We start from the raw sequence: 20,174 nt of genomic DNA on the forward strand, positions 1-20,174 counted from the left end.
CGGATCAGGTCCGCCCCGCCAGGAACAGCAGCAGCACGACGATGGTGATCGCCAGCGCCTGGAAGAAGATGCGCTGCTGCATCATCCGGTTGGATTTCAGCTGCGACGCGGTCGGCCCCTCGCCCTTCGCCTCCGCCGTGGCTTCCTGCAAAAAGGTGATGATGCCGCGCACCAGCGCGACCAGGGTGGCGAGCATCGCCGCGATCAGCAGGATCACGAGAAATGTGGTCATGGCGCGGAGCTTACGCCTCCCCCAGCCGAAATCCAGCGGGAAGCATATTGCGGCGCAGCGCGTCCGCCAGCGCGCGACCATCCTCGCCGCCCTCGCGCATCGCGGCCAGCGCAGGCGCGCCGTGGCGCTTGGCGAGCCGCTGGCCATCGGCGCCCAGGATCAGCGGATGATGATGATAGAGCGGCGTCGGCAGGCCGAGCAGCGCCTGGAGCAGCCGGTGGACATGGGTGGCGTCGAACAGGTCGACCCCGCGCACCACAATGGGTGACGCCCTGCGCGGCATCGTCGACCGTCACCGCCAGATGATAGCTGGCGGGCGCATCCTTGCGCGCCAGGATCACGTCGCCATGCGCCAGCGGATCGCCGGCGACGATGCCCGCGCGGTCGTCCTGCCAGCTCAGCGGCCCCGTGCGTCCGGCGGCGCGCGCCATGTCGAGACGCCAGCCATGCGGCATCGCCATCCGCGCGGCGCGCACCTCGGGGGGCAGATGGCGGCACGTCCCCGGATAGACCGCCACGGCCCCATGCGGCGCCGACAGGCTGGCGGCGATCTCGGCACGGGTGCAGAAACAGGGATAGAGCAGATCGGCCAGGCGCGCCTGCGCCGCCGCATACAGGTCCAGCCGCTCCGACTGGAAGGATAGATCGTCCCATTCCAGCCCCAGCCATTCCAGGTCGCGCAGGATCGTGTCGACATGTTCGGGTCGGCTGCGCGTGCCGTCGATATCCTCGATGCGCAGCAGGAAGCGCCCGCCGCCCGCGCGCGCCAGATCGTGCGCGCGCACCGCCGACAGCGCATGGCCCAGATGCAGCCGCCCGGTCGGGCTGGGCGCGAACCGCGTGACGGGGCGGGTGGCGGGCGGGTGGGCTCCGCTCATCGCCCGCCCCCTTGACCGCGTTTCCCATCCCATGTTCTCATAGCGTCCAGTGTCATAGCCATGTCACGCGCCTGCGCGAATAGCGTCGGCGTACCACGAAGGGAGGAGCTGTGTTTCATCCCGACCTGATCCGACACCCGGACAGTTGTCCGGCACTTGTGCTGAATGCGGACTATACGCCGCTGTCCTATTATCCGCTGTCGGTCTGGCCCTGGCAGACCGCGGTGAAGGCCGTGTTCCTCGACCGGGTGGATATCGTCGCCCATTATGAGCGCGAGGTGCGCAGCCCGACCGCCAAGGTCAAGCTGCCCTCGGTCATCGCGCTCAAGCAATTCGTGAAGCCGTCGCAATTTCCGGCCTTCACCCGCTTCAACCTGTTCCTGCGCGACCGCTTCTCCTGCCAATATTGCGGGTCGCATCGCGACCTGACCTTCGACCATGTCATCCCGCGCGCCCAAGGGGGCCGGACGACCTGGGAGAATGTCGTCACCGCCTGCGCGCCGTGCAATCTGAAGAAGGGCGGGCGCACCCCGCGCCAGGCCGGAATGCCGCTGCATATCGAGCCGATCCGCCCGACAAACTGGCATTTACAGGAACATGGGCGCAGCTTCCCGCCCAATTATCTGCATGAAACATGGCACGACTGGCTGTACTGGGACGTTGAGCTGGAAGCGTAACGAACCTGGGAGTCGGCGATGCGGGAATGGGCGATAGGCCTCGGGATGGTGGCGATGCTGGCGACGACGGCCTGCGGCAAGAAGGAAGAGAATCGCGCCGAAGCCGATCGCGCCGCCGCCAAGGCGGGCTTCGTCCCTCCCTCGGTCACGTCCCGCGTCGATTTCGGCAGCATGATGGCGCGCCGCTTCCGCGAACTCGACCGCGACGGCAACGACATCATCACCGCCGACGAAATGCCCGCGAGCCGTTCGCGCTTGTGGGAGCTGGATCGCAACAAGGACGGCGAGATCACCGAAAGCGAGTTTTTCGAGGGGATGCTGGCGCGCTTCGACCGGATGGACCTGAACCGCGACGGCACCGTCACCTCCGAGGAACGCGAGGCGTCGCGCACCGAGCGCCCCGCAACCCCGACCAACCCGGTCGCGACGGGTGCGACCAGCGGCGCGCCGGGGAATATGAACTGAGCCGCAGGGCGGCGGCGCCCGCTCGTCCGCCGCGCCGCTTCCGCGTCAACAGGGATCGGCGCTGGGGAGGAACGGCCCCGATCGGTCCCGCTCGCCGTCATGCACCGGATCGATCGCCAGCACGAGGCGGCGACCGCCACCGGGCGGCGCACGGTGGAGGACCCTGGGCGGGTCGAGCAGCATCCGCCCCTTGAACACGCCCACCGCCCCGGTCGGCACCTCGCAGATCGCGTCGGGCCCCTCGGCGCAGCACCATTGGAGGCCGGGGCCGATATAGGTGCATCGCAGCGCGATGGGGGAGCGGTCGGCGTGGAACTGGTGGCCGGTCCCGCCCTGGCCGACCGCGAGCCGGACGCGCAGGCGATCCTCGCCGGTCAGCGCGGCGAGACGCCGGACGAGACGGTCGATGTCCACCCCCAGCATCTCGCGCACCGCCCGCGCATATCCCGCCGCGCGCAAGGCGGCGTCCACCGACCCGCCGAGATCGGTCTCGACCGACAGGCTGTCGACACCGTCCAGGTCGAGCGCGTCCAGCGCCGCCCGGAGCGGCGGGGGCAAGCGACGCCACCAGATGGCCAGAGCCGTATCGGGCCGCGCGATATGATCGAGCAGCGCGCTATCGCCACCGATGGCGACCCGCCGCGCCATGCCGATCGCGGTCATCGCCCCGGCGTTACGGCTGATAGGGCAGCGACGACTGGTGAAGGATGATCCGCACCCTCCCATCCTCGCATTGCTTGAACACGAAGCTCTTGTTCACGAAGATATGGCTGTCATCCTCGCCGATGAAGTGCACGTTGCACTGCACGATCGCCAGGTCGCCGTGCAGGATATAGTCGAGCTTGCTGTACCAGACCTTCACCCAGGGCTTCAGCTTGAACCCCTTGTCGTCGGGAAAGTCCGCATTGCCGCCGATGAAATAGGCGAGCGCCCCCTCCTTGGTCGGGCGATAGGTCTTCGCGCCGAAGGTCAGCGTCGGCTTGAACAGCACCTTGCCATGGTCGTAATCGTAATTGTCGCTCAGGATCCGGGACGCGAAGGCCCCGACGTCGCCGCCCTCGGCATGAACCCGGCCGACCGCCACCACATTGTCGCACCAGGTCTGTAGCGCCGTGTGGACCAGCTCTTCGGTGAACATCGTTCCTGCCTTTCTCCAATGGTCGGGATGCCGTTCGCGACCACGCGGGAGCGCGTCGACCAACCAGCATCCCGGCCCGCTTTTGCCCTTTATGATATTACATATCATCGCTGGTCTGTAAGGAAATCTTGCTGCGGCGGACACTTCGACAAGCGACGCGCCCCACCGCATGCCAGCACGCAATTTTGCAGTCCGATGACACAGGATATTATACCAAAATTGCGGTCCGCAATCGGTTGACGCCCGCCCTATTGCGTTGCAGCAATGCGCGCATGACGAAACTGCCTCCCATCGCGAACAATCCCGATATCCGTTTCCTGGGCGCGCAACTGGGCGACGTGATCCGTCGCTATGGCGGCGATGCGCTGTTCGAGGCGACCGAGGCGATTCGCCGCGCCTCGGTCGATCGATACCGGGGACTGGGGGAGGACGGCTCGGTCGACCTCCAGCTGGAACGCCTCGCGCTCGACGAGACGCTGGATTTCGTGCGCGGCTTCATGCTGTTCTCGATGCTCGCCAATCTGGCCGAGGACCGGCAGGGCATCGCGCGCGAGCCCGGCACCGACATTGCCGAGGTGCTGGCGACGCTGGCCGACAAGGGCATCGACCGCGACGCCGCGATGGAGCTGCTCGGCCGTTCGCTGGTCGTCCCCGTCCTGACCGCGCACCCGACCGAGGTGCGGCGCAAGAGCATGATCGACCACCGCAACCGCATCGCCGAGCTGCTGGCGATGCGCGATGCCGGACGCGACGTCACCCCGGACGGCGACGATGTCGAGGCCGCGATCGGGCGCCAGATCGCGCTCCTGTGGCAAACCCGCGTGCTGCGTCGCGAGCGGCTCTATGTCACCGACGAGGTGGAGACCGCGCTGTCCTATCTGCGCGACGTCTTCCTGCCGGTGCTGCCCGCGCTCTATCAGCGCTGGGACAAGGCATTCGGCACGCGCGTCCCCGCTTTCCTTCGCACCGGGTCGTGGATCGGCGGCGACCGCGACGGCAATCCCTTCGTCACCGCCGAATCGCTGACCACCGCGCTGGCGCGCGCGGCCGAGGCGGTGCTGGGCCATTATTGCGACGCGATCCACGCGCTGGGGGCCGAGCTGTCGATCTCGACCGGCCATGCCGAGGTGGACGAGGCGGTGCTGGCGCTGGCCGAGGCGAGCGGCGACGAGGCGCTCAGCCGCTCGGACGAACCCTATCGCCGCGCGCTGTCGGGCATCTATGCGCGGCTCGCCGCGACGCATCAGGCGCTGACCGGCAAGCCCGCGCCGCGCCCCGGCCGCCTGACCGGCGAACCCTATCCCGATCCCAAAGCGCTGCGCACCGATCTGGTCGCGATCGCGCGCGGGCTGGCGGCGCGCGGCGACGGCGCGTTGGCGAGCGGCGGCGCGCTCGGGCGGCTGATCCGCGCGGTCGAGACGTTCGGCTTCCACCTCGCCACGCTCGACCTGCGGCAGAATTCGGCGGTGCACGAACGGGTCGTGGCCGAGCTGCTGAAGGTCGCAGGGGTCGAGGCGGATTATCTCGCGCTGGACGAAGAGGCGCGCGTCGCGCTGCTCCGCCGCGAACTAGCCAATGCCCGGCCGCTGTTCAGCCATTATGCCGAGTATTCGGACGAGACGCGCTCCGAACTGGCGATCGTCCAGGCCGCCGCCGATGCGCATGCCCGGTACGGCCCCAAGTGCATCACCAACTATATCGTCTCGATGGGCAAGTCGGTGTCAGACCTGCTCGAGATCAACCTGATGCTGAAGGAGTTCGGCCTCTACCGCCCCGGCGAGCCCGCCACCGCCGCGATCATGGCGGTGCCCCTGTTCGAGACGATCGAGGACCTGGAGGCAGGGCCCGAGATCATGCGCGCCTATTTCGCGCTGCCCGAGATCGCCGCCATCGTCCGCGCGCGCGGGCATCAGGAGGTGATGATCGGCTATTCGGACTCGAACAAGGACGGCGGTTACCTGACCTCCACCTGGTCGCTGTCCAAGGCGTCGAGCGCGTTCCGCCCGGTGTTCGACGCGGCGGGGGTGCAGATGCAGCTGTTCCATGGGCGCGGCGGCGCGGTCGGGCGCGGCGGCGGCAGCGCCTTTGCCGCGATCCGCGCGCAACCGCACGGCACGGTGCAGGGCCGTATCCGCATCACCGAACAGGGAGAGGTGATCGCGGGCAAATATGGCACGCGCGACTCCGCGCTGACCAATCTCGAGGCCATGGCATCGGCCACCCTGCTCGCCAGCCTGGAGCCCGAACATCTCTCCCCGGCCGAGAATGCGCGCTTCACCGCCGCGATGGAGCAATTGTCGGCGACCGCCTTCACCACCTATCGCGGCCTCGTCTACGGGACCGAGGGGTTCCGCACCTTCTTCCGCCAGATGACCCCGATCGCCGAGATTGCGGGCCTGAAGATCGGCAGCCGCCCGGCCAGCCGCAAGAAGTCCGACGCGATCGAGGACCTGCGCGCCATTCCCTGGGTGTTCAGCTGGGCGCAGGCGCGCGTCATGCTGCCCGGCTGGTTCGGCGTCGGCACCGCCATCGCCAATTTCGAGGACAAGGCGCTGCTGGCCGACATGGCGAAGAACTGGCCGTTCTTCGCCGCGACGCTGGCGAATATGGAGATGGTGCTCGCCAAGTCGGACATCGGCATCGCGCGCCGCTATTCCGGGCTGGTCGAGGACGAAGCCTTGCGGGATTCGATCTTCGGGCGCATCCATGACGGCTGGCACCGCGCGCGCGACGGGCTGCTGACCGTGACGGGTCAGACGCGGCTGCTGTCGGACAATCCCGCGCTGGAGGCGTCGATCCGCCTGCGCCTGCCCTATATCGAGCCGCTGAACCTGCTCCAGATCGAGCTGATGAAGCGCCACCGCGCGGGCGAGGACGATCCGCGCATCGGCGAGGGCATATTGCTGTCGATCAACGGCATCGCCACCGCGCTGCGCAACAGCGGGTAAGAGCATGACCGATTGCGTGGTCCGCTACGAAGGCGGCCTGCGCTGCCGGACCGAGCATCCCGACTCCGGCGCGGTGCTGGTCACCAACGCCTCGCCGGAACTGGGCGGCAGCGGCGAAGGCTTTTCGCCGAGCGACCTTTTGTCGGTGTCGCTGGGCGGTTGCGTGCTGAGCATCATGGCGATGGCGGGGCGCGTCGCCGGGCTGGAATTGGCGGGCGCGACGGCGACCGTCACCAAGGAGATGGGCAACGCCCCGCGCCGGATCACGACCCTGGCCGTGACGGTGCGCGTGCCGGGCCGCTATGACCCGGCCCAGCGTAAGCGGCTGGAAGCGGCGGCGGCGGCCTGCCCGGTCCATGCGGTGCTGGGCATCGACGCGCCGATCCGCATCCTGTGGGACGAGGACTGACGGCCCGATGCCTTGGCTTCCCTCGCCCATCGCAGAGGGGAGAGGGTTGCGCAGACTTGGTCTTTGCGAGCAAAGGCTTAGTCCGAGCTGGGTGAGGGGTGCATGCGCGTAGCGCGCGAGCCTTCGGGCTCGCTCAACCCCTCACCCAAGCTGCGCTAGCCAGCAGGCTGGCAAGCTTCGCTAACCCTCTCCCCTGTCCAGGGGAGAGGGGAAGAAGCAGTGCTGAATGGCGATCCGCCGGTAAGGAATTCAGCGCCCGACCTGCCGCGCCTCCTCGGCGGTGAAGCCCTCGACCATCGCGCGGAAGGTCGCCTCCGCCACATCGGGGTTCACCCCCTGCCGCGCGGCCTTTTCGCGGATGCGCGCCAGGATCTGGCGGATTCGCGCCTCATCGCGCACCGTCGCGGCGGAGGTCTTGAACCGCCCGGCCTGCGCGACATAGCGCGACCGCTCGGCCATCAGGCGCAGGATCTGGTCGTCGATCCGGTCGATATTGGTCCGCACCTCGCCCAGATTGCGGCAGCACGGCGTCGGCGCGGGGCTCGCGGCGGTCAGCAGGGCGGCCGCTACGGGCCAGAGCATCGATCGCATATCCGATTCTCCCGGTGGAAGCTGGCGGACGGATACGCCCCCAGGCTTCGACCGGCCAAGCCCGCAGCCCTTCGATCGGCCGCGCTGGCGGGTGCGGCCGTCGTGGATCGCTCAGGCGAGCGCGCGTTGCCGCTCGCCGCGTTCGTGCGCCAGCAGCCATTGCTTGACCACCAGCCCGCCCGCAAAGCCGGTCAACGTGCCGTTCGCGCCGATCACCCGGTGGCAGGGGGTTACGATCGACAGCGGATTGCGGCCATTCGCCGCCCCCACCGCGCGCGAGGCTCCCGGCCGCCCGATCGCGGCGGCCAGCGCGGCGTAGCTGCGCGTCTCGCCGTAAGGGATGGCGTTCAGGCCGGTCCACACCGCTTTCTGGAAGTCCGTGCCCTCGGGATCGAGCGGCAGGTCGAAGGTGCGGCGCCGTCCCTCGAAATAGTCGCGCAACTGGCGCACCGCCTCGGCCAGCACGGCATGGGCGGGATCGTCGCACCGTTCGGGCAACCGGACCCGCCCCGCCCTCTCCTCGGCCCACAGGACGGCGCGCAGGCCGCGCTCGCTGGCGACAAGGGTCAGTTCGCCGACCGGCGAGGCCATGGTGCATTCGCTCAACATGGGGCCGACCCTAGCCGATCCCCGCGCCCCGCGCGTCCCGCTTCTTGCGGTCAAACCATGAAGGGCGCGGCGATCTCGGCCGTGACGCGCAGCAGCCGGCCGGTGGCGCGGTCGAGCAGCGCCCAGGTCGTCACCGCCTCCACCTTTACCTGCCCCTCGGCATCCAGAAAACGGACATGCCGGTCGAACCGCGCGCCCTTGGGCGGGTTGGGGACCCAGGTTTCCGCCGTCACCGTCTCCCCCGCCACGACATTGCCGCGATAGTCGATCTCGTGCCGCGTCACGACCCAGACATGCGCCGCGACATGTTCGGGCGGCGCGACCGCTTCCCAATGGGCGGTGGCGATCGCCTGAATCCACTGGACCCAGACGGCGTTGTTCACATGGCCCAGCTCGTCGATATGGTCGGGGCCTGCGGTGATCTGGATCGAAAAGCGGCTCATGCCTGTTCGTTCGGCTCCCTGTATCTCTGCCACAGCGCGCGGACGCCCCAGCCGATCGCGGCGGCGACCATGACCAGCGCCGCCGCCATCAGGATATGGCGCAGACTGGGGCGATAGCGCGCCGCCAGTTCCTGGAACGCCTCGCCGAACAGATAACCGATGCCGACGAAGATCGAAGCCCAGCATGCGGCGGATGCGGCGTTGACCGCGACGAACAGCCGGGTCGACACCTGGCTGGTCCCGATCGCGACCGGGCTGATCGTGCGCAGGCCATAGAGGAAGCGGAAGGCGAAGATGAAGCCGACCGGATAGCGTTCCATCATCCGCGTCACGCGCGCATAGACCCGTCGCTTGCGCAGCTTGGCCACCCAGCGCCCGTCGCGCGACCGGCGGCCGATGGTGAAGAAGATCTGGTCGGCGACGAACGATCCGATCGCCGCGGCGATCAGCGCGGCAGGCCAGCCGACCAGCCCCTGATGCGCCAGGATGCCGCCGGTGACGACCGCCGTCTCCCCCTCCAGCCCCGCACCCAATGCGATCGCCGCCACGCCGTAGCGCGCGACGATCGCCTCGATGCTCAGGACTCCACTCCCATCTGCCACAGGATGAAGGCATGTTCCTCCGCGCCTTCGCGCAGGGACTCGAACCGGCCGGACTTGCCGCCATGCCCGGCGCCCATATTGGTCTTGAGCAGCAGCAGATGGTCGTCGGTCTTGGTCGCGCGCAGCCGGGCGGCCCACTTCGCGGGCTCCCAATAGGTGACGCGCGGATCGTTCAGCCCGCCCGAGATGAACATCGGCGGATAGGCCTGGGCCCGGACATTGTCATAGGGGCTGTAGCTGCGGATCAGCTCGAACGCCGCCTTGTCCTCGATCGGATTGCCCCATTCGGGCCATTCGCCCGGCGTCAGCGGCAGCTCGGCATCCATCATCGTGTTGAGGACGTCGACGAACGGCACGTCGGCGATCACCGCGCCCCAGAGTTCGGGGTCCGAATTGACCACCGCACCCATCAGCTCGCCGCCCGCCGAGCGGCCCGCAATCGCGATCTGCCCCTGGCTGGTCCAACCGCCCGCGATCAGCCCCTTCGCCACGTCGACGAAATCGTGGAAGGTGTTGGTGCGCTTCTCCAGCTTGCCGTCCAGATACCATTGCTGGCCCAGATCGTCGCCGCCGCGAATATGCGCGATGGCATAGGCGAAGCCGCGATCGAGCAGGCTCATGCGGCCCGTGGAGAAGCCCGGCGGAATGGCATAGCCGTAGGCGCCATAGGCATAAAGGAACAGCTTGCCCGACCCGTCGCGCGGGAAATCCTTCGGATAGACGATCGACACCGGCACCATCGTCCCGTCGCGCGCGGCAATCTTCAGCCGCTCGGTCCGGTACTTGTCCGCGTCATAGCCCGAGGGGATTTCCTGGACCTTCAGCACGGTCAGCCCGCCGGTCGCCACGTCATAATCATAGACGGTGCCCGGCGTGACCATCGATTCATAGCCCAGGCGCAGCACCGACACGTCGTACTCGGGATTGTCGCCCAGACCCGCCGTGTAGCTCGCCTCGGGGAATTCGATCCGCTGCGGTACGGTCGGCGCGTCGTAGCGGTGGATGGCGATCCGGTCCAAACCGTCCTCGCGCCCCTCGACCACGAAGAAGTCCTTATAGCACTCGACCCCGGTCATGTAGAAATGCGGGTTGGGCGCGATCAGCTCGTGCCAGTCGCCGGGTGCCTCGATCGAGGCGGTGCAGAGGCGGAATTGCGGGTCCACATCGTTGGTGTGGATGAACAGCGTGCCGTCATGCTCGTCCACATCATATTCGCGGCCTTCCTTGCGGGGCGCGACCAGGATCGGTTCCGCAAAGACATTGTCGGACGGGACCAGCCGCACCTCGCTGGTGACATGGTCGCCGGTCGCGATCACGATCCAGTTGCGCGCGGAGGTCTCGGCGACGGCGACGCGGTAGCCCTCGTCATCCTCATGGAACAGCTCGACATCTTCGGCGACATCGGTGCCCAGCTTGTGGAAGCGCGCATTGTCGGTCCGCCACTGGGCATTGGCCACGCCGTAGAGGAAGCCGCTATCGTCCTTGGTCCAGACGATCTCCGACAACATGCCGGGAATGACTTCCGCCAGGTGTTCGCCGGTGGTCAGGTCCTTGATCCGCACCTCGAACCGCTCGGAGCCATTGTCGTCGATCGCATAGGCGAGGTAGCGGCCATTGTTGCTGATCGAGAAGGCGCCCAGCCGGAAATATTCCTTGCCCTCGGCCAGCGCCGGTTCGTCGAGCAGCAGCTCGTCGGGACCGCCCGCGACCGGCTTGCGCCACCATTTGCGATATTGCCCGCCCGTCTCGAACGCGGTCCAGTAGAGCCAGTCGCCGTCCTTTTGCGGCACGGAGGATTCGTCCTCCTTGATCCGCCCCTTCATCTCTTCGTACAGCCGGTCGATCAGCGGCTGGCGCGGGGCCATGACGGCCTCGAAATAGGCGTTCTCCGCCTCGACATAGGACAGGACGTCCTTGTCGGTGACCTCCGGGTAGGCGGGGTCCTTCAGCCAGGCATAGGGATCTTCGATGGTGATGCCATGCGCGGTGAAGCTGTGGGCACGGGTTTCGGCAACGGGCGGAGTCAGCGCAACGGGTTCGGTCATCCCCCGGATGTAGCTAGGGTTGGGGTCTGCCGGAAGAGGCGGCGGGTCCGCTATTTCTCATGCCCCACCATCCCCTCGCCACGTGCCTCCCCAACAGCCGTTCACGCTGAGCGAAGTCGAAGCGCACGGTCCGCGATGAGCCACGAAGGGAATCCCTTGGCCTTCGACTTCGCTCAGGCTGAACGGCTGTTGGGATTTTTGGGTGCGACGTTTAACCCTTCCACCCGTCCGCCAGCGTCCAACGATCGCGCCAGTGCAGTACGGGTGTCTCGCCCTCCCATTCCACCGGCAGCCAGATATAGCGCCCGTCGATCGCATTTTCCGGCCGCCAGCGATCCGCCATGAAGATGAAGCGCGGCTCGCCCCCCGGCCGCTCGGGCGGCAGCGGCAGGACGAAGGTCGATTGCGAGTGGAAGGTCGTCTTCCGGTCCACCTCGCTACCACGCACCGGATTGCCCAGCGAGCGCCACGGCCCCGTCACCGCGTTCGCGACATAGACCCGCCCCGGATTGGGCCTCCACCCGGTCAGGCCCGAGGCGAACATGTAATAGCGCCCCTTCGCCTTGAAGAGCGCGGGTGCCTCGTTCCCGCCATCGGGCAGCGCGCGGACATAATAGCCGTCATGCCGGGTCCAGTCGGGCGCCAGCCGCGCGATCTGCAGCGTCGCATTCTCTTCCGAGGCATAGATGTGCCACGCGGTGCCGCCGTCGACGAAGACGGTCATGTCGCGCGCCATCTGCCCGCCGGGAAAGTCGCGCGCCAGGATCGTGCCGGGCGCCTTGTCCTCGGCCGTCGCGTTGGCGGGCCAGATGCCGGGATTGACCCGGCCAGCGTGCAGGAAGCGGAACGGCCCCTGCGGCCGGTCGGCCAAGGCGACGCCCGCCTGCGCGGCGCCATATCCCCGCCCCTTGAGTTCCAGATGGAACCACATCACGAATTTGCGGGTGCGCGGATTATAGACGACCTTGGGCCGTTCCAGGATACAGCCCCGCGCGATCGGGCTGGCGGGATCGTCGGACACGGACAGCGCAACCCCTTCGTCGCGCCAGTTCACCAGATCGGTCGAGCTATAGGCATGGACGCCGACCAGCGCGGTATTGCCGCCTTCGCCCTCGGTCTTGTGCTCGCCATGCCACCACCAGCGTCCGCCGTGCCGCAACAGCCCGCCGCCATGGGCGTTGATCGCCACCCCCTTCGTGTCGTTCCACACCTCTCCGGGGCGGAAGGCGTCCAGCCCGGCCGCCCGCGCGCCACCGCCCCCGATCAGCGCCGCCGCGCCCGCCCCCACCAGGATGCCCCGCCGGTCGATCATCATCCGATCCTCCCAAATGCCATTCGCGGTAGATCGTATATCGTCTGACAAATTCCTCAAGCCCCCGAGAGGCTCGACGCTGTACGGGCGGAGGGCTAGACCGGCCCCGTTTCCCATTTCTGTCAGGCCGCTTCCCATGTCCCACTCTGCCCGTCTTGCCGCCCTTCGTGCCGAACTGGCATCCCTTGGCCTTGACGGTTTCGTCGTCCCGCTGACCGACGAGCATATGAGCGAATATGTCGGCGACTATGCGCAGCGGCTGGGCTGGCTGACCGGGTTCGGCGGTTCGGCGGGCAGCGCGGTGGTGCTGGCGGACAAGGCGGCGATCTTCACCGACGGGCGCTATACGCTCCAGGTGCGCGAGCAGGTGTCGGGCGACGACTATGCCTATATCCCCGTGCCGCAGGACAGCGTGGCGGGCTGGCTGGGCCGCGAGACGGCGGCGGGGCAGCGGATCGGCTACGACCCGTGGCTGCACACCCGCCAGCAGGTCGCCGACATGACCGCCGCGCTGGCCGACCGCGACGCGGAACTGGTCGCGGTCGGCGCCAATCCGATCGACGCGATCTGGACCGACCGCCCCGCCCCTTCGCCCGCCGTGATGACGGTGCAGGACGATGCGGTGGCGGGCGAGAGCGCGGCGGCCAAGCGCGCGCGGATCGGCGAATGGCTGGCCGAGCAGCGCGCCGATGCGGTGGTGCTGTCGGCGCTGGACTCGATCGCCTGGACGCTCAACGTGCGCGGCACGGACGTCGCGCATACGCCGGTCGCCTTGTCCTATGCGATCGTCCATGCGGATGGCGAGACCGACCTGTTCGTCGCGCCGGACAAGATCACACCCGAGGTCCGCGCGCATCTGGACAATGCGGTGCGGCTGCACGACCGCGCGGCGTTCGAGGGCTATCTGACCGGCTTTGCGGGCAAGCGCGTGGTCGCCGATCCCGAGCGCGCGGTCGCTGCCATCGCGCAAGCGCTGGAGGCGGGCGGGGCCAAGGTGCTGGCGCTTCGCGATCCCGTCGTGCTGACCAAGGCGATCAAGAACACCGCCGAGGTGGCCGGGCACCGGGCCGCCTCGGTCCGGGACGGCGCGGCGATGGTGCGCTTCCTGCGCTGGGTCGAGAGCGAATGCCCCAAGGGCGGGCAGACGGAGCTGTCCGCCGCCGCCCGGCTGCTGGCGTTCCGCGAGGCGACGGGGCTGCTCAAGGACACCAGCTTCTCGACCATCTCGGCGACCGGCGCGCATGGTGCGAGTCCGCATTATCACGTCACCGAGGAGTCCAACGTAGCGATCGAGCCGGGCCAGCTCTTCCTGATCGACTCCGGCGGGCAGTATCAGGACGGCACCACCGACATCACCCGCGTCATGCCGATCGGTGCGCCCACGGACGAGATGCGCGACCGCTTCACCCGCGTGCTGAAGGGGCATATCGGGCTGGCGACGGCGGTGTTTCCGGACGGGACGCTGGGCGGGCACCTCGACTCGCTGGCGCGGCGGCCGCTCTGGGAGGTCGGCCTGGATTATGCGCATGGCACCGGCCACGGCGTCGGCGCATACCTGTCGGTGCATGAGGGGCCGCAGCGTATCGCCGCACCCAACTATCCCGGCGGCGCCGCGATGGAGCCGCTGCGCGCGGGCATGATGCTGTCCAATGAGCCGGGTTATTACAAGGCGGGCGAGTATGGCATCCGCATCGAGAATCTGGTGCTGGTCGAACCGCGTGAGATTGCGGGCGCAGACCGGGACATGCTGGGGTTCGAGACGCTGACCCTGTGCCCGATCGAGCGGACGCTGATCGTGGCGGACCTGCTGACGGCGGAGGAGCGGGATTGGCTCAACGCGTATCATGCGCGGGTGGCGGAGGTTCTGGCGGCCGAGCTGGAGGGCGCGGATCGCGACTGGTTGCTGGAGAAGTGTGCGGCAATCTGATTTTTCACGCGAAGGCGCGAAGGCGCGAAGAGAAAGAAGGTTGGTTCGCGCGGAGGCGCGGAGACGCGGAGGTGTCTCGCCCGCCGCGCCAGCGGCCCTTTTATCTCTGACGCTGACGAATAGAGGGCGCTGCGCGCGTCATGTCCTCTCTGCGCCCTCTGCGCCTCTGCGCGAATAAAACTTCTTCTCCGCGTCTCCGCGCCTCCGCGCGAACCAACCTTCTTCGCGGCTTCGCGGCTTCGCGTGAACAAAAACACCGCGCGGGAGAGGCCTCCCACGCGGCGTCTTGCGCGCCTCACACGGCAAAGGAACTGGGCCCCGGCCTTCGCCGGGGAACAGTGTTCCCTTTCCCCTTACCGCCCCAGCAGCACCCGCGCCTGGCCCGCGATCTGGGCCAGCATCGCGGCGTTGGGCTGTGCCGCCAGGCGGGCCCGGTCGATCACCGCCTTGAACTGACCCACACGCGCGGCGTTGCGCTCCAGCCAGGCTTCGACCGCCGCTTCCGGGTCGGTCGCGCCCGCACGACCGAGGAAGTCGAGCCGCTGCTGCTGGAAATCGCGCGCCAGCCCTGCGATCAGCAGGCGTTCCCACGGATCGCTGGGGTTGATCCGCGCCGCCTGACCCTGTGCCCAGTCGAGGCCCAGCGCCTGGCCCAGACGGGTAAAGGCATGGGTCAACCGCGTCTCGTCCAGCGACAGACGCTGGCCCAGATCAGCCAGCCCCACCGCACCGTCGAGTTCGGACACCCGCACCACCCGCGCCGCGAGTTCGGCCGGAGCCCCCGCCTCTTCGAGCACGGCGACGACCCGTGCGCTCTGCGCCTTGGCCTCGTCGCGCAGCAGCGCGGGCGTTTCGGCCGCCAGCCGCTCGATCCCCGGCTGCAACCGCTCCAGCGCCGCGCCCGGTGCGGTCCCGGCGGGCATGGCACGCAGCAGGTCGGCGATCTGCGAGCGGGTCGCCCGCGCCACCTCGTCGAACAGCGCGATGCGGGCGGCTTCGGGCATCGCCGCCGTCTCGATCGCGGTCCACAGCCCGCCCAAGTCGAACAGCCGCTCGACCACGACGAACATCGCCGCGATGTCGGCCATCGCCGCGCCTTCCTCCTCCGCCAGTTCGAAGGGGTGGAGGATGCCCAGCCGGTTGACGATGCGGTTGGCAAGTTTGGTCGCGACGATCTCGCCGCGCAGGCGATGCTGGTCGATCGCCTCGCCGAACGCTTCCCGCATCGCGGGCGGGAAGGCCGCATGCAGATCGGGGCGCAGTTCGTCGTCCAGCGCCAGCGGGCTGGTCTCGATCGCGTCCTGCAGGGTCAGCTTGGCCGTCGCCAGCAGCACCGCCAGTTCGGGCCGGGTCAGCGGAATCCCGTCCTGCCCGCGTCGCAGCAACACGTCGTTGCTGCCCAGCCCCTCGACCGCGCGGTCGAGCCGTCCGGCGCTCTCGAAGATCTCGATAACGCGGACATAGCTGGGCATCGCGCCCGCCCCGTCCGCCTCGGCGATCGACAGGCCGAGCGTCTGGAGCCGGTTATCCTCCAGCACGATATGCGCCACGTCATCGGTCATCGACGCCAGCAGCGTGTTGCGGTCGTCCTCCGCCAGACGGCCCTCGATCATCTCGCGGTTGAGCGCGATCTTGATGTTGACCTCGTTATCCGAACAGTCGACGCCCGCCGAATTGTCGATGAAGTCGGTGTTGATCCGCCCTCCCCGCTCGGCAAAGGCGATGCGCGCGGCTTGCGTCACGCCCAGATTGGCGCCCTCGCCGATGGCGGTGACGCGAAGATCCTCGGCATCGACGCGCAGCCGATCGTTGGCCGGATCGCCGACCTGGACGTTATTCTCCGCCGCCGCCTTGATGTAGGTCCCGATGCCGCCGAACCAAAGCAGGTCGGCCGGGGCCTTGAGGATCGCCGAGATCAGCGCCGCCGGTTCGAGCGACGTGGCGGTGATGCCCAGCGCCTCGCGCACTTCGTCCGACAGCGGGATGGTCTTGGCCGAACGCGGGAAGACGCCGCCGCCCGCCGAGATCAGGCCGGTATCATAATCCGCCCAGCTCGACCGGGGCAGCGCGAACATCCGCGCGCGTTCGTCCCAGCTCGTCGCGGGGTCGGGATTCGGATCGAGGAAGATGTGGCGATGGTCGAACGCCGCGACCAGCTTGATCGCCTTGGACAACAGCATCCCGTTGCCGAACACGTCGCCCGACATGTCGCCGCAGCCGACGACGCGGATGGGCTGGGTCTGCACATCCACGCCCCGCTCGGCGAAGTGGCGCTGGACCGAGACCCAGGCGCCCTTGGCGGTGATGCCCATCGCCTTGTGGTCATAACCCTGGCTGCCCCCGGAGGCGAAGGCGTCGCCCAGCCAGAAGCCGCGCTCCAGCGCCAGCGCATTGGCCACGTCGGAGAAGGTCGCGGTGCCCTTGTCGGCGGCAACGACGAAATAGGGATCCTCGCCGTCCAGCACGCGCACGCCCGCCGGGTGCACCACCGCGCCCTCGACGATATTGTCGGTGATCGACAGCAGCGCGCGGATGAACACGCGGTAGCTTTCCTTGCCCTCGGCCGCCCAGCCGTCACGGTCGGTGACGGGCGAAGGCAGCTGCTTGGGGTAGAAACCGCCCTTCGCGCCCGTGGGCACGATGACCGCGTTCTTCACCCGCTGCGCCTTCATCAGCCCCAGAATCTCGGTGCGGAAATCGTCGCGGCGATCCGACCAGCGAAGCCCGCCGCGCGCGACGGGTCCGGCACGCAGATGGATGCCCTCGACACGGGGGCTATAGACCCACACCTCGCGCCAGGGTAGCGGCGCCGGGAGCCCCGGAATCCTGTGGCTGTCCAGCTTGAACGCCAGCGCTTCCTTGCCCGCCTCTGCAAAGGCGTTGGTGCGCAGGGTCGCCGCGATCATGTCGCGGAAGCTGCGCAGGATACGGTCGTCGTCGATCGCCGACACGGCATCCAGCCCCGCCGCGATCGCGGCATCGGCGGCGGCGATATCGCCCTGCGCCTTGGGATCATGCGCGGCGCTAAACCGCTCGATCAGCGCGGTCGCCAGCTTGGGTGCCCGGCGCAGCGCGTCGACCACGGTAGTCAGCCCATAAGGCAGCCCAGCCTGGCGCAAGTATCGGAACCAGGCGCGGAACAGCACCACCGCCTGCGGGCTGAGGCCGACATCGACGATCAGCCGGTTGAACGCGTCATTCTCCGCCTTGCCCTCCAGCACGGCGGCGATCGCCCCCTCCAGCACCGCCGCGCCCTTGGGCTCGGTGGTCGCCTCGGTCTCGACGATGAAGTCGTGGACGAAGGGATCGGCATCGTCGCGCAGCCGCGTCGGCAGCTCGCCGATCACGCGGAAGCCGAAATTCTCCAGCACCGGGACCGCGTCCGACAAAGGCAGCGCGCCGTTCAGCTTATAGATCTTCAGCTGGCGGTCCTGCCCCGGCTGGACCGGGAACAGGCGCACCGAGCGGCTCCCCTCATTCTCCAGCGACGACAGGCGCAGAATGTCGGCGGCGGCTTCGGCCGCGTCACTGACATTGCGGTAATTGGTCGGGAAGCCATTGGCCCAGCGCAAGGCCAGCCGCGCCGCACGGGGCGCGGGCACCTGCTCGGCCAGCGCCGCCTCGACATCGGGCATCCAGCCGCGCACCATCTTGCGCAGCCGCTCGGACAGCGCCGCCGTGTCGGGCAGGCGGCCGTCCTGGCGCAGGTCGATCGTATAGCGGATCAACGCGACGACGCCGTCCTCCAGCGCGATCGACCAGTTGAGCAGCGAGCCGTTCGCCGCCTCACCCAGCATGTCGCCGATCGCGACACGCCGCGCAGTGGTCAGTTCGTCGCGCGGCAGCCAGACAAAGGCGAACAGATGGCGCTGCAACACCGACCGGATCAGCACCAACTCGGGGCGCGGGCGATCGGCCAGCGACATGGCGGTCAGGGCCAACGTCTCCAGCGCCTCGGCCGGGAAGGCGGTGACCAGATCATGCGGCAACGCGGTCAGCGCATGGGTCAGCGCCTTGCCGGTATGGCCGCGCGGGTCAAAGCCGAACTTGGCCTGGAGCGCGGCGAGCCGCGTGCGCAGCACCGGCACCTCATGCGGCGGGCTGGCGAGCGCGGCGCTGGTCCACAGACCCGCATGGATCGACAGGCCGACGACGCGGCCCTCCTCCATCACCGGCACCAGCACCAGGTCGAGCGGTACCGAGCGATGCACGGTCGAGATCGCGTTGGACTTGAGCAGCAATGGCGCCGCCCCACCTTGTGCGAAATAGTCCAGCGCCCGCTGACGCGAGGTGTCGGCGAGCAGCGGCACCTTGTGCGGCGTCCGCGCCACGCCCAGCGCGGGTGCGTCGCGGCCATCCTCGAACCATTTCTCATGGCCCAGCAGCGTCAGCTTGCCGCCCAGGAACCACAGCAGCAGCGCGGCTCCCTCGCCATTCTTTTCGCCCAGCGTGGTCGCATCGGCGGCCAGCGCGTCCTGCAACCCCGACCAGTCGGCCACGGCGGCGCGGACATCGGCCAGCACGGCGCGCAGATCGTCGACCAGCCCGCGCCGGTCGCGCGCATCGGCGCGTTCCATTTCCAGATAGATGAAGGATTCGGACCGGCCGCCGGTGCCGATCGCCTGAAGCTGTCCCTCGGCATCGCGGGTCACGGGCAGGACGGGGTGGATCACCCGGTCGATCGCGATTCCGTCCGCGCCGACCATCGCCGCGATCGAATCGACCAGGAAGGGCATGTCGTCATTGACGATGGCCAGCCGCATCCGGCGGTGCGTGTCGTCGCCCGACATCGGCTCCAGCGCGATCGACGGCTCTCCCGGCGACCGCTGCTGGGCCACCCCCGCGACGAAGGCCGCCGCGGCAGCCACCTCCGCGGGGCCGAACCCCTGCAATTCCGCCGGAAGGGCGCCCTGGGTCAGCCGTGCGGCAATCGCGTCGGCCATCGGATGCGACATATTCGGTGCCATGGGTGCAAGTCCTAGGCTTGGGCTTCGCGCCGCTCAACCCTTTGCCGACAGAGAAAAGATGTTGCGCCGCAGCGCAATTTTCATTGCGACGCGCGCAATACCCTGTCGGCCAGCCGCTCGTCATCGACGACCGATCCCAGGACGGCGATGCGGCCGCCCTGCGTCACCCGCCCGACCACGACGACCGGGCTTCCGACCGCCGCGCCGGTGTCGAACAAGACATGGCCGAGCGGCGCGGGATCGGCGCGCGCGCGACGCAGAGGCGGCTTGGGCGCCTCGTCCCACAATGTCCCGCCCGTCGCGGGCGGCTCCATCTGCGCCATCGAATCGAGCAGCGCGGAATCGAGCGTCGCCTGCAACAACGGATCGGCCAGTTCCTTCCAGCTGACGACGCCGTGGATGAAGTCGATCGTCCGGCCATCGGACGAATAGGGCAGCAGGATCGCACGGTACAGCGTGGTGCGGCCGCGCGCGTTGACGAACTCCGCCTCGAACCCGGCAGGCGCCTTGTCGCTCAGGATCTGGCCATAATGCCCGACCATCCGCGCCAGGAGCGACCCCTGCGGCAGATCGGCAAGCGTTCCGGGCCGCCCGTCCAGATCGCCCTCCCCGCGCAGGGCCTGGCCGATATAGGCGATCGCCGGATCGCCCGACCGCCCCCGAAAATCCAGCAGCACCGAATTGCCCGCGAAATCGGCGATCGCCTCGGGATCGAGCGCGGCGATCGGCGGATAGGGCGCTTCGCCCAGCAGCGAGGCCCAATGGTGATAGGCGCGCGCATGCAACCGCCGCTCCACGCCGCCCAGCGCGAACAGCACGTCGTCAGCCTCTCCCACCCCGCTCGCGTCGACGGGGAGAGCCTCGTTCAGATCCGGCCCGGTGGTCATGACTGTCATCCTCGCTATCCGGTCCAGTCATGGCGCCGTTATCG

17 protein-coding genes and 1 pseudogene are annotated in these 20,174 nt (G+C 68.5%); 5 read left to right on the plus strand and 13 right to left on the minus strand.

The features are described from left to right. Window positions 1-4: 4 nt before the first annotated feature. Together QE385_RS09450 and gluQRS are read right to left on the minus strand one after the other, a co-directional pair. A complete protein-coding gene (locus tag QE385_RS09450) occupies window positions 5-232 on the minus strand; it encodes a twin transmembrane helix small protein (RefSeq protein WP_307101213.1) in 228 nt (75 codons plus the stop codon). 10 nt (window positions 233-242) lie between these two features. Then, window positions 243-1,110: pseudogene (gene gluQRS / locus QE385_RS09455) on the minus strand (tRNA glutamyl-Q(34) synthetase GluQRS). Between the two features lie 110 nt (window positions 1,111-1,220). Between gluQRS and QE385_RS09460 the strand changes: the two are divergent. Further along, the gene (locus QE385_RS09460) at window positions 1,221-1,787 is read left to right on the plus strand and encodes an HNH endonuclease (protein WP_261270221.1); all 567 of its coding nucleotides are present in this window, start codon (window positions 1,221-1,223) and stop codon (window positions 1,785-1,787) included. Here QE385_RS09460 and QE385_RS19850 read toward each other — a convergent pair. Next, complete coding sequence (locus QE385_RS19850; RefSeq protein ID WP_373424715.1) at window positions 1,698-1,949, minus strand: GlyGly-CTERM sorting domain-containing protein; 252 nt, start codon at window positions 1,947-1,949, stop codon at window positions 1,698-1,700. The two genes, QE385_RS09460 and QE385_RS19850, sit on opposite strands and share 90 nt — an antisense overlap. Here QE385_RS19850 and QE385_RS09465 point away from each other — a divergent pair. Further along, complete coding sequence (locus tag QE385_RS09465; RefSeq protein WP_307101217.1) at window positions 1,842-2,252, plus strand: hypothetical protein; 411 nt, start codon at window positions 1,842-1,844, stop codon at window positions 2,250-2,252. The genes QE385_RS19850 and QE385_RS09465 overlap by 108 nt on opposite strands. 45 nt (window positions 2,253-2,297) lie before the next feature. Here QE385_RS09465 and QE385_RS09470 read toward each other — a convergent pair whose 3' ends face one another. Together QE385_RS09470 and QE385_RS09475 are read right to left on the minus strand one after the other, a co-directional pair. Beyond that, the gene (locus tag QE385_RS09470; protein WP_307101219.1) at window positions 2,298-2,915 is read right to left on the minus strand and encodes a DUF1826 domain-containing protein; all 618 of its coding nucleotides are present in this window, start codon (window positions 2,913-2,915) and stop codon (window positions 2,298-2,300) included. A 10-nt stretch (window positions 2,916-2,925) separates the two neighbouring features. Continuing rightward, complete coding sequence (locus QE385_RS09475; protein WP_307101222.1) at window positions 2,926-3,390, minus strand: hypothetical protein; 465 nt, start codon at window positions 3,388-3,390, stop codon at window positions 2,926-2,928. Window positions 3,391-3,662: 272 nt separating this feature from the next. Here QE385_RS09475 and ppc point away from each other — a divergent pair, with 272 nt between their 5' ends. Both ppc and QE385_RS09485 read left to right on the plus strand, forming a co-directional pair. Next, a complete protein-coding gene (gene ppc / locus QE385_RS09480; RefSeq protein WP_307101223.1) occupies window positions 3,663-6,338 on the plus strand; it encodes a phosphoenolpyruvate carboxylase in 2,676 nt (891 codons plus the stop codon). Between the two features lie 4 nt (window positions 6,339-6,342). Continuing rightward, window positions 6,343-6,747, plus strand: coding sequence for an OsmC family protein (locus tag QE385_RS09485; protein WP_307101225.1), 405 nt, complete (start codon window positions 6,343-6,345; stop codon window positions 6,745-6,747). Between the two features lie 249 nt (window positions 6,748-6,996). Here the strand turns inward: QE385_RS09485 and QE385_RS09490 are convergent, their stop codons facing one another. The 6 genes from QE385_RS09490 to QE385_RS09515 all read right to left on the minus strand — a co-directional run bounded on the left by QE385_RS09490 (window position 6,997) and on the right by QE385_RS09515 (window position 12,349). Then, window positions 6,997-7,329 (minus strand): chorismate mutase, encoded by a 333-nt coding sequence (locus QE385_RS09490; protein WP_307101227.1) that lies wholly within the window; start codon window positions 7,327-7,329, stop codon window positions 6,997-6,999. A 120-nt stretch (window positions 7,330-7,449) separates the two neighbouring features. Then, window positions 7,450-7,947, minus strand: coding sequence for a methylated-DNA--[protein]-cysteine S-methyltransferase (locus tag QE385_RS09495; protein WP_307101229.1), 498 nt, complete (start codon window positions 7,945-7,947; stop codon window positions 7,450-7,452). A 50-nt stretch (window positions 7,948-7,997) separates the two neighbouring features. Beyond that, window positions 7,998-8,390, minus strand: coding sequence for a thioesterase family protein (locus QE385_RS09500; protein ID WP_307101231.1), 393 nt, complete (start codon window positions 8,388-8,390; stop codon window positions 7,998-8,000). Continuing rightward, window positions 8,387-8,992: a DedA family protein gene (locus tag QE385_RS09505; RefSeq protein ID WP_307101233.1), complete on the minus strand. Its 606-nt coding sequence runs from the start codon at window positions 8,990-8,992 to the stop codon at window positions 8,387-8,389. The genes QE385_RS09500 and QE385_RS09505 overlap by 4 nt, the downstream gene beginning before the upstream one ends. Continuing rightward, the gene (locus tag QE385_RS09510) at window positions 8,968-11,037 is read right to left on the minus strand and encodes a S9 family peptidase (protein ID WP_307101236.1); all 2,070 of its coding nucleotides are present in this window, start codon (window positions 11,035-11,037) and stop codon (window positions 8,968-8,970) included. The genes QE385_RS09505 and QE385_RS09510 overlap by 25 nt, the downstream gene beginning before the upstream one ends. A 211-nt stretch (window positions 11,038-11,248) precedes the next feature. Beyond that, window positions 11,249-12,349, minus strand: a complete 1,101-nt coding sequence (locus tag QE385_RS09515; protein ID WP_307101237.1) for a glycoside hydrolase family 43 protein — start codon at window positions 12,347-12,349, stop codon at window positions 11,249-11,251. Between the two features lie 136 nt (window positions 12,350-12,485). Here QE385_RS09515 and QE385_RS09520 point away from each other — a divergent pair, with 136 nt between their 5' ends. Then, entirely contained in the window at window positions 12,486-14,276 is a 1,791-nt protein-coding gene (locus QE385_RS09520; protein WP_307101239.1) for an aminopeptidase P family protein, read from the plus strand. Window positions 14,277-14,629: 353 nt separating this feature from the next. Here QE385_RS09520 and QE385_RS09525 read toward each other — a convergent pair whose 3' ends face one another. Beyond that, window positions 14,630-19,231 (minus strand): NAD-glutamate dehydrogenase domain-containing protein, encoded by a 4,602-nt coding sequence (locus QE385_RS09525; RefSeq protein WP_307101240.1) that lies wholly within the window; start codon window positions 19,229-19,231, stop codon window positions 14,630-14,632. Window positions 19,232-19,323: 92 nt separating this feature from the next. Next, window positions 19,324-20,130: a hypothetical protein gene (locus QE385_RS09530; protein ID WP_307101242.1), complete on the minus strand. Its 807-nt coding sequence runs from the start codon at window positions 20,128-20,130 to the stop codon at window positions 19,324-19,326. Between the last annotated feature and the right edge of the window lie 44 nt (window positions 20,131-20,174).

It is taken from the genome of Sphingomonas sp. SORGH_AS_0950 (assembly GCF_030818415.1).
Lineage (GTDB): Bacteria > Pseudomonadota > Alphaproteobacteria > Sphingomonadales > Sphingomonadaceae > Sphingomonas.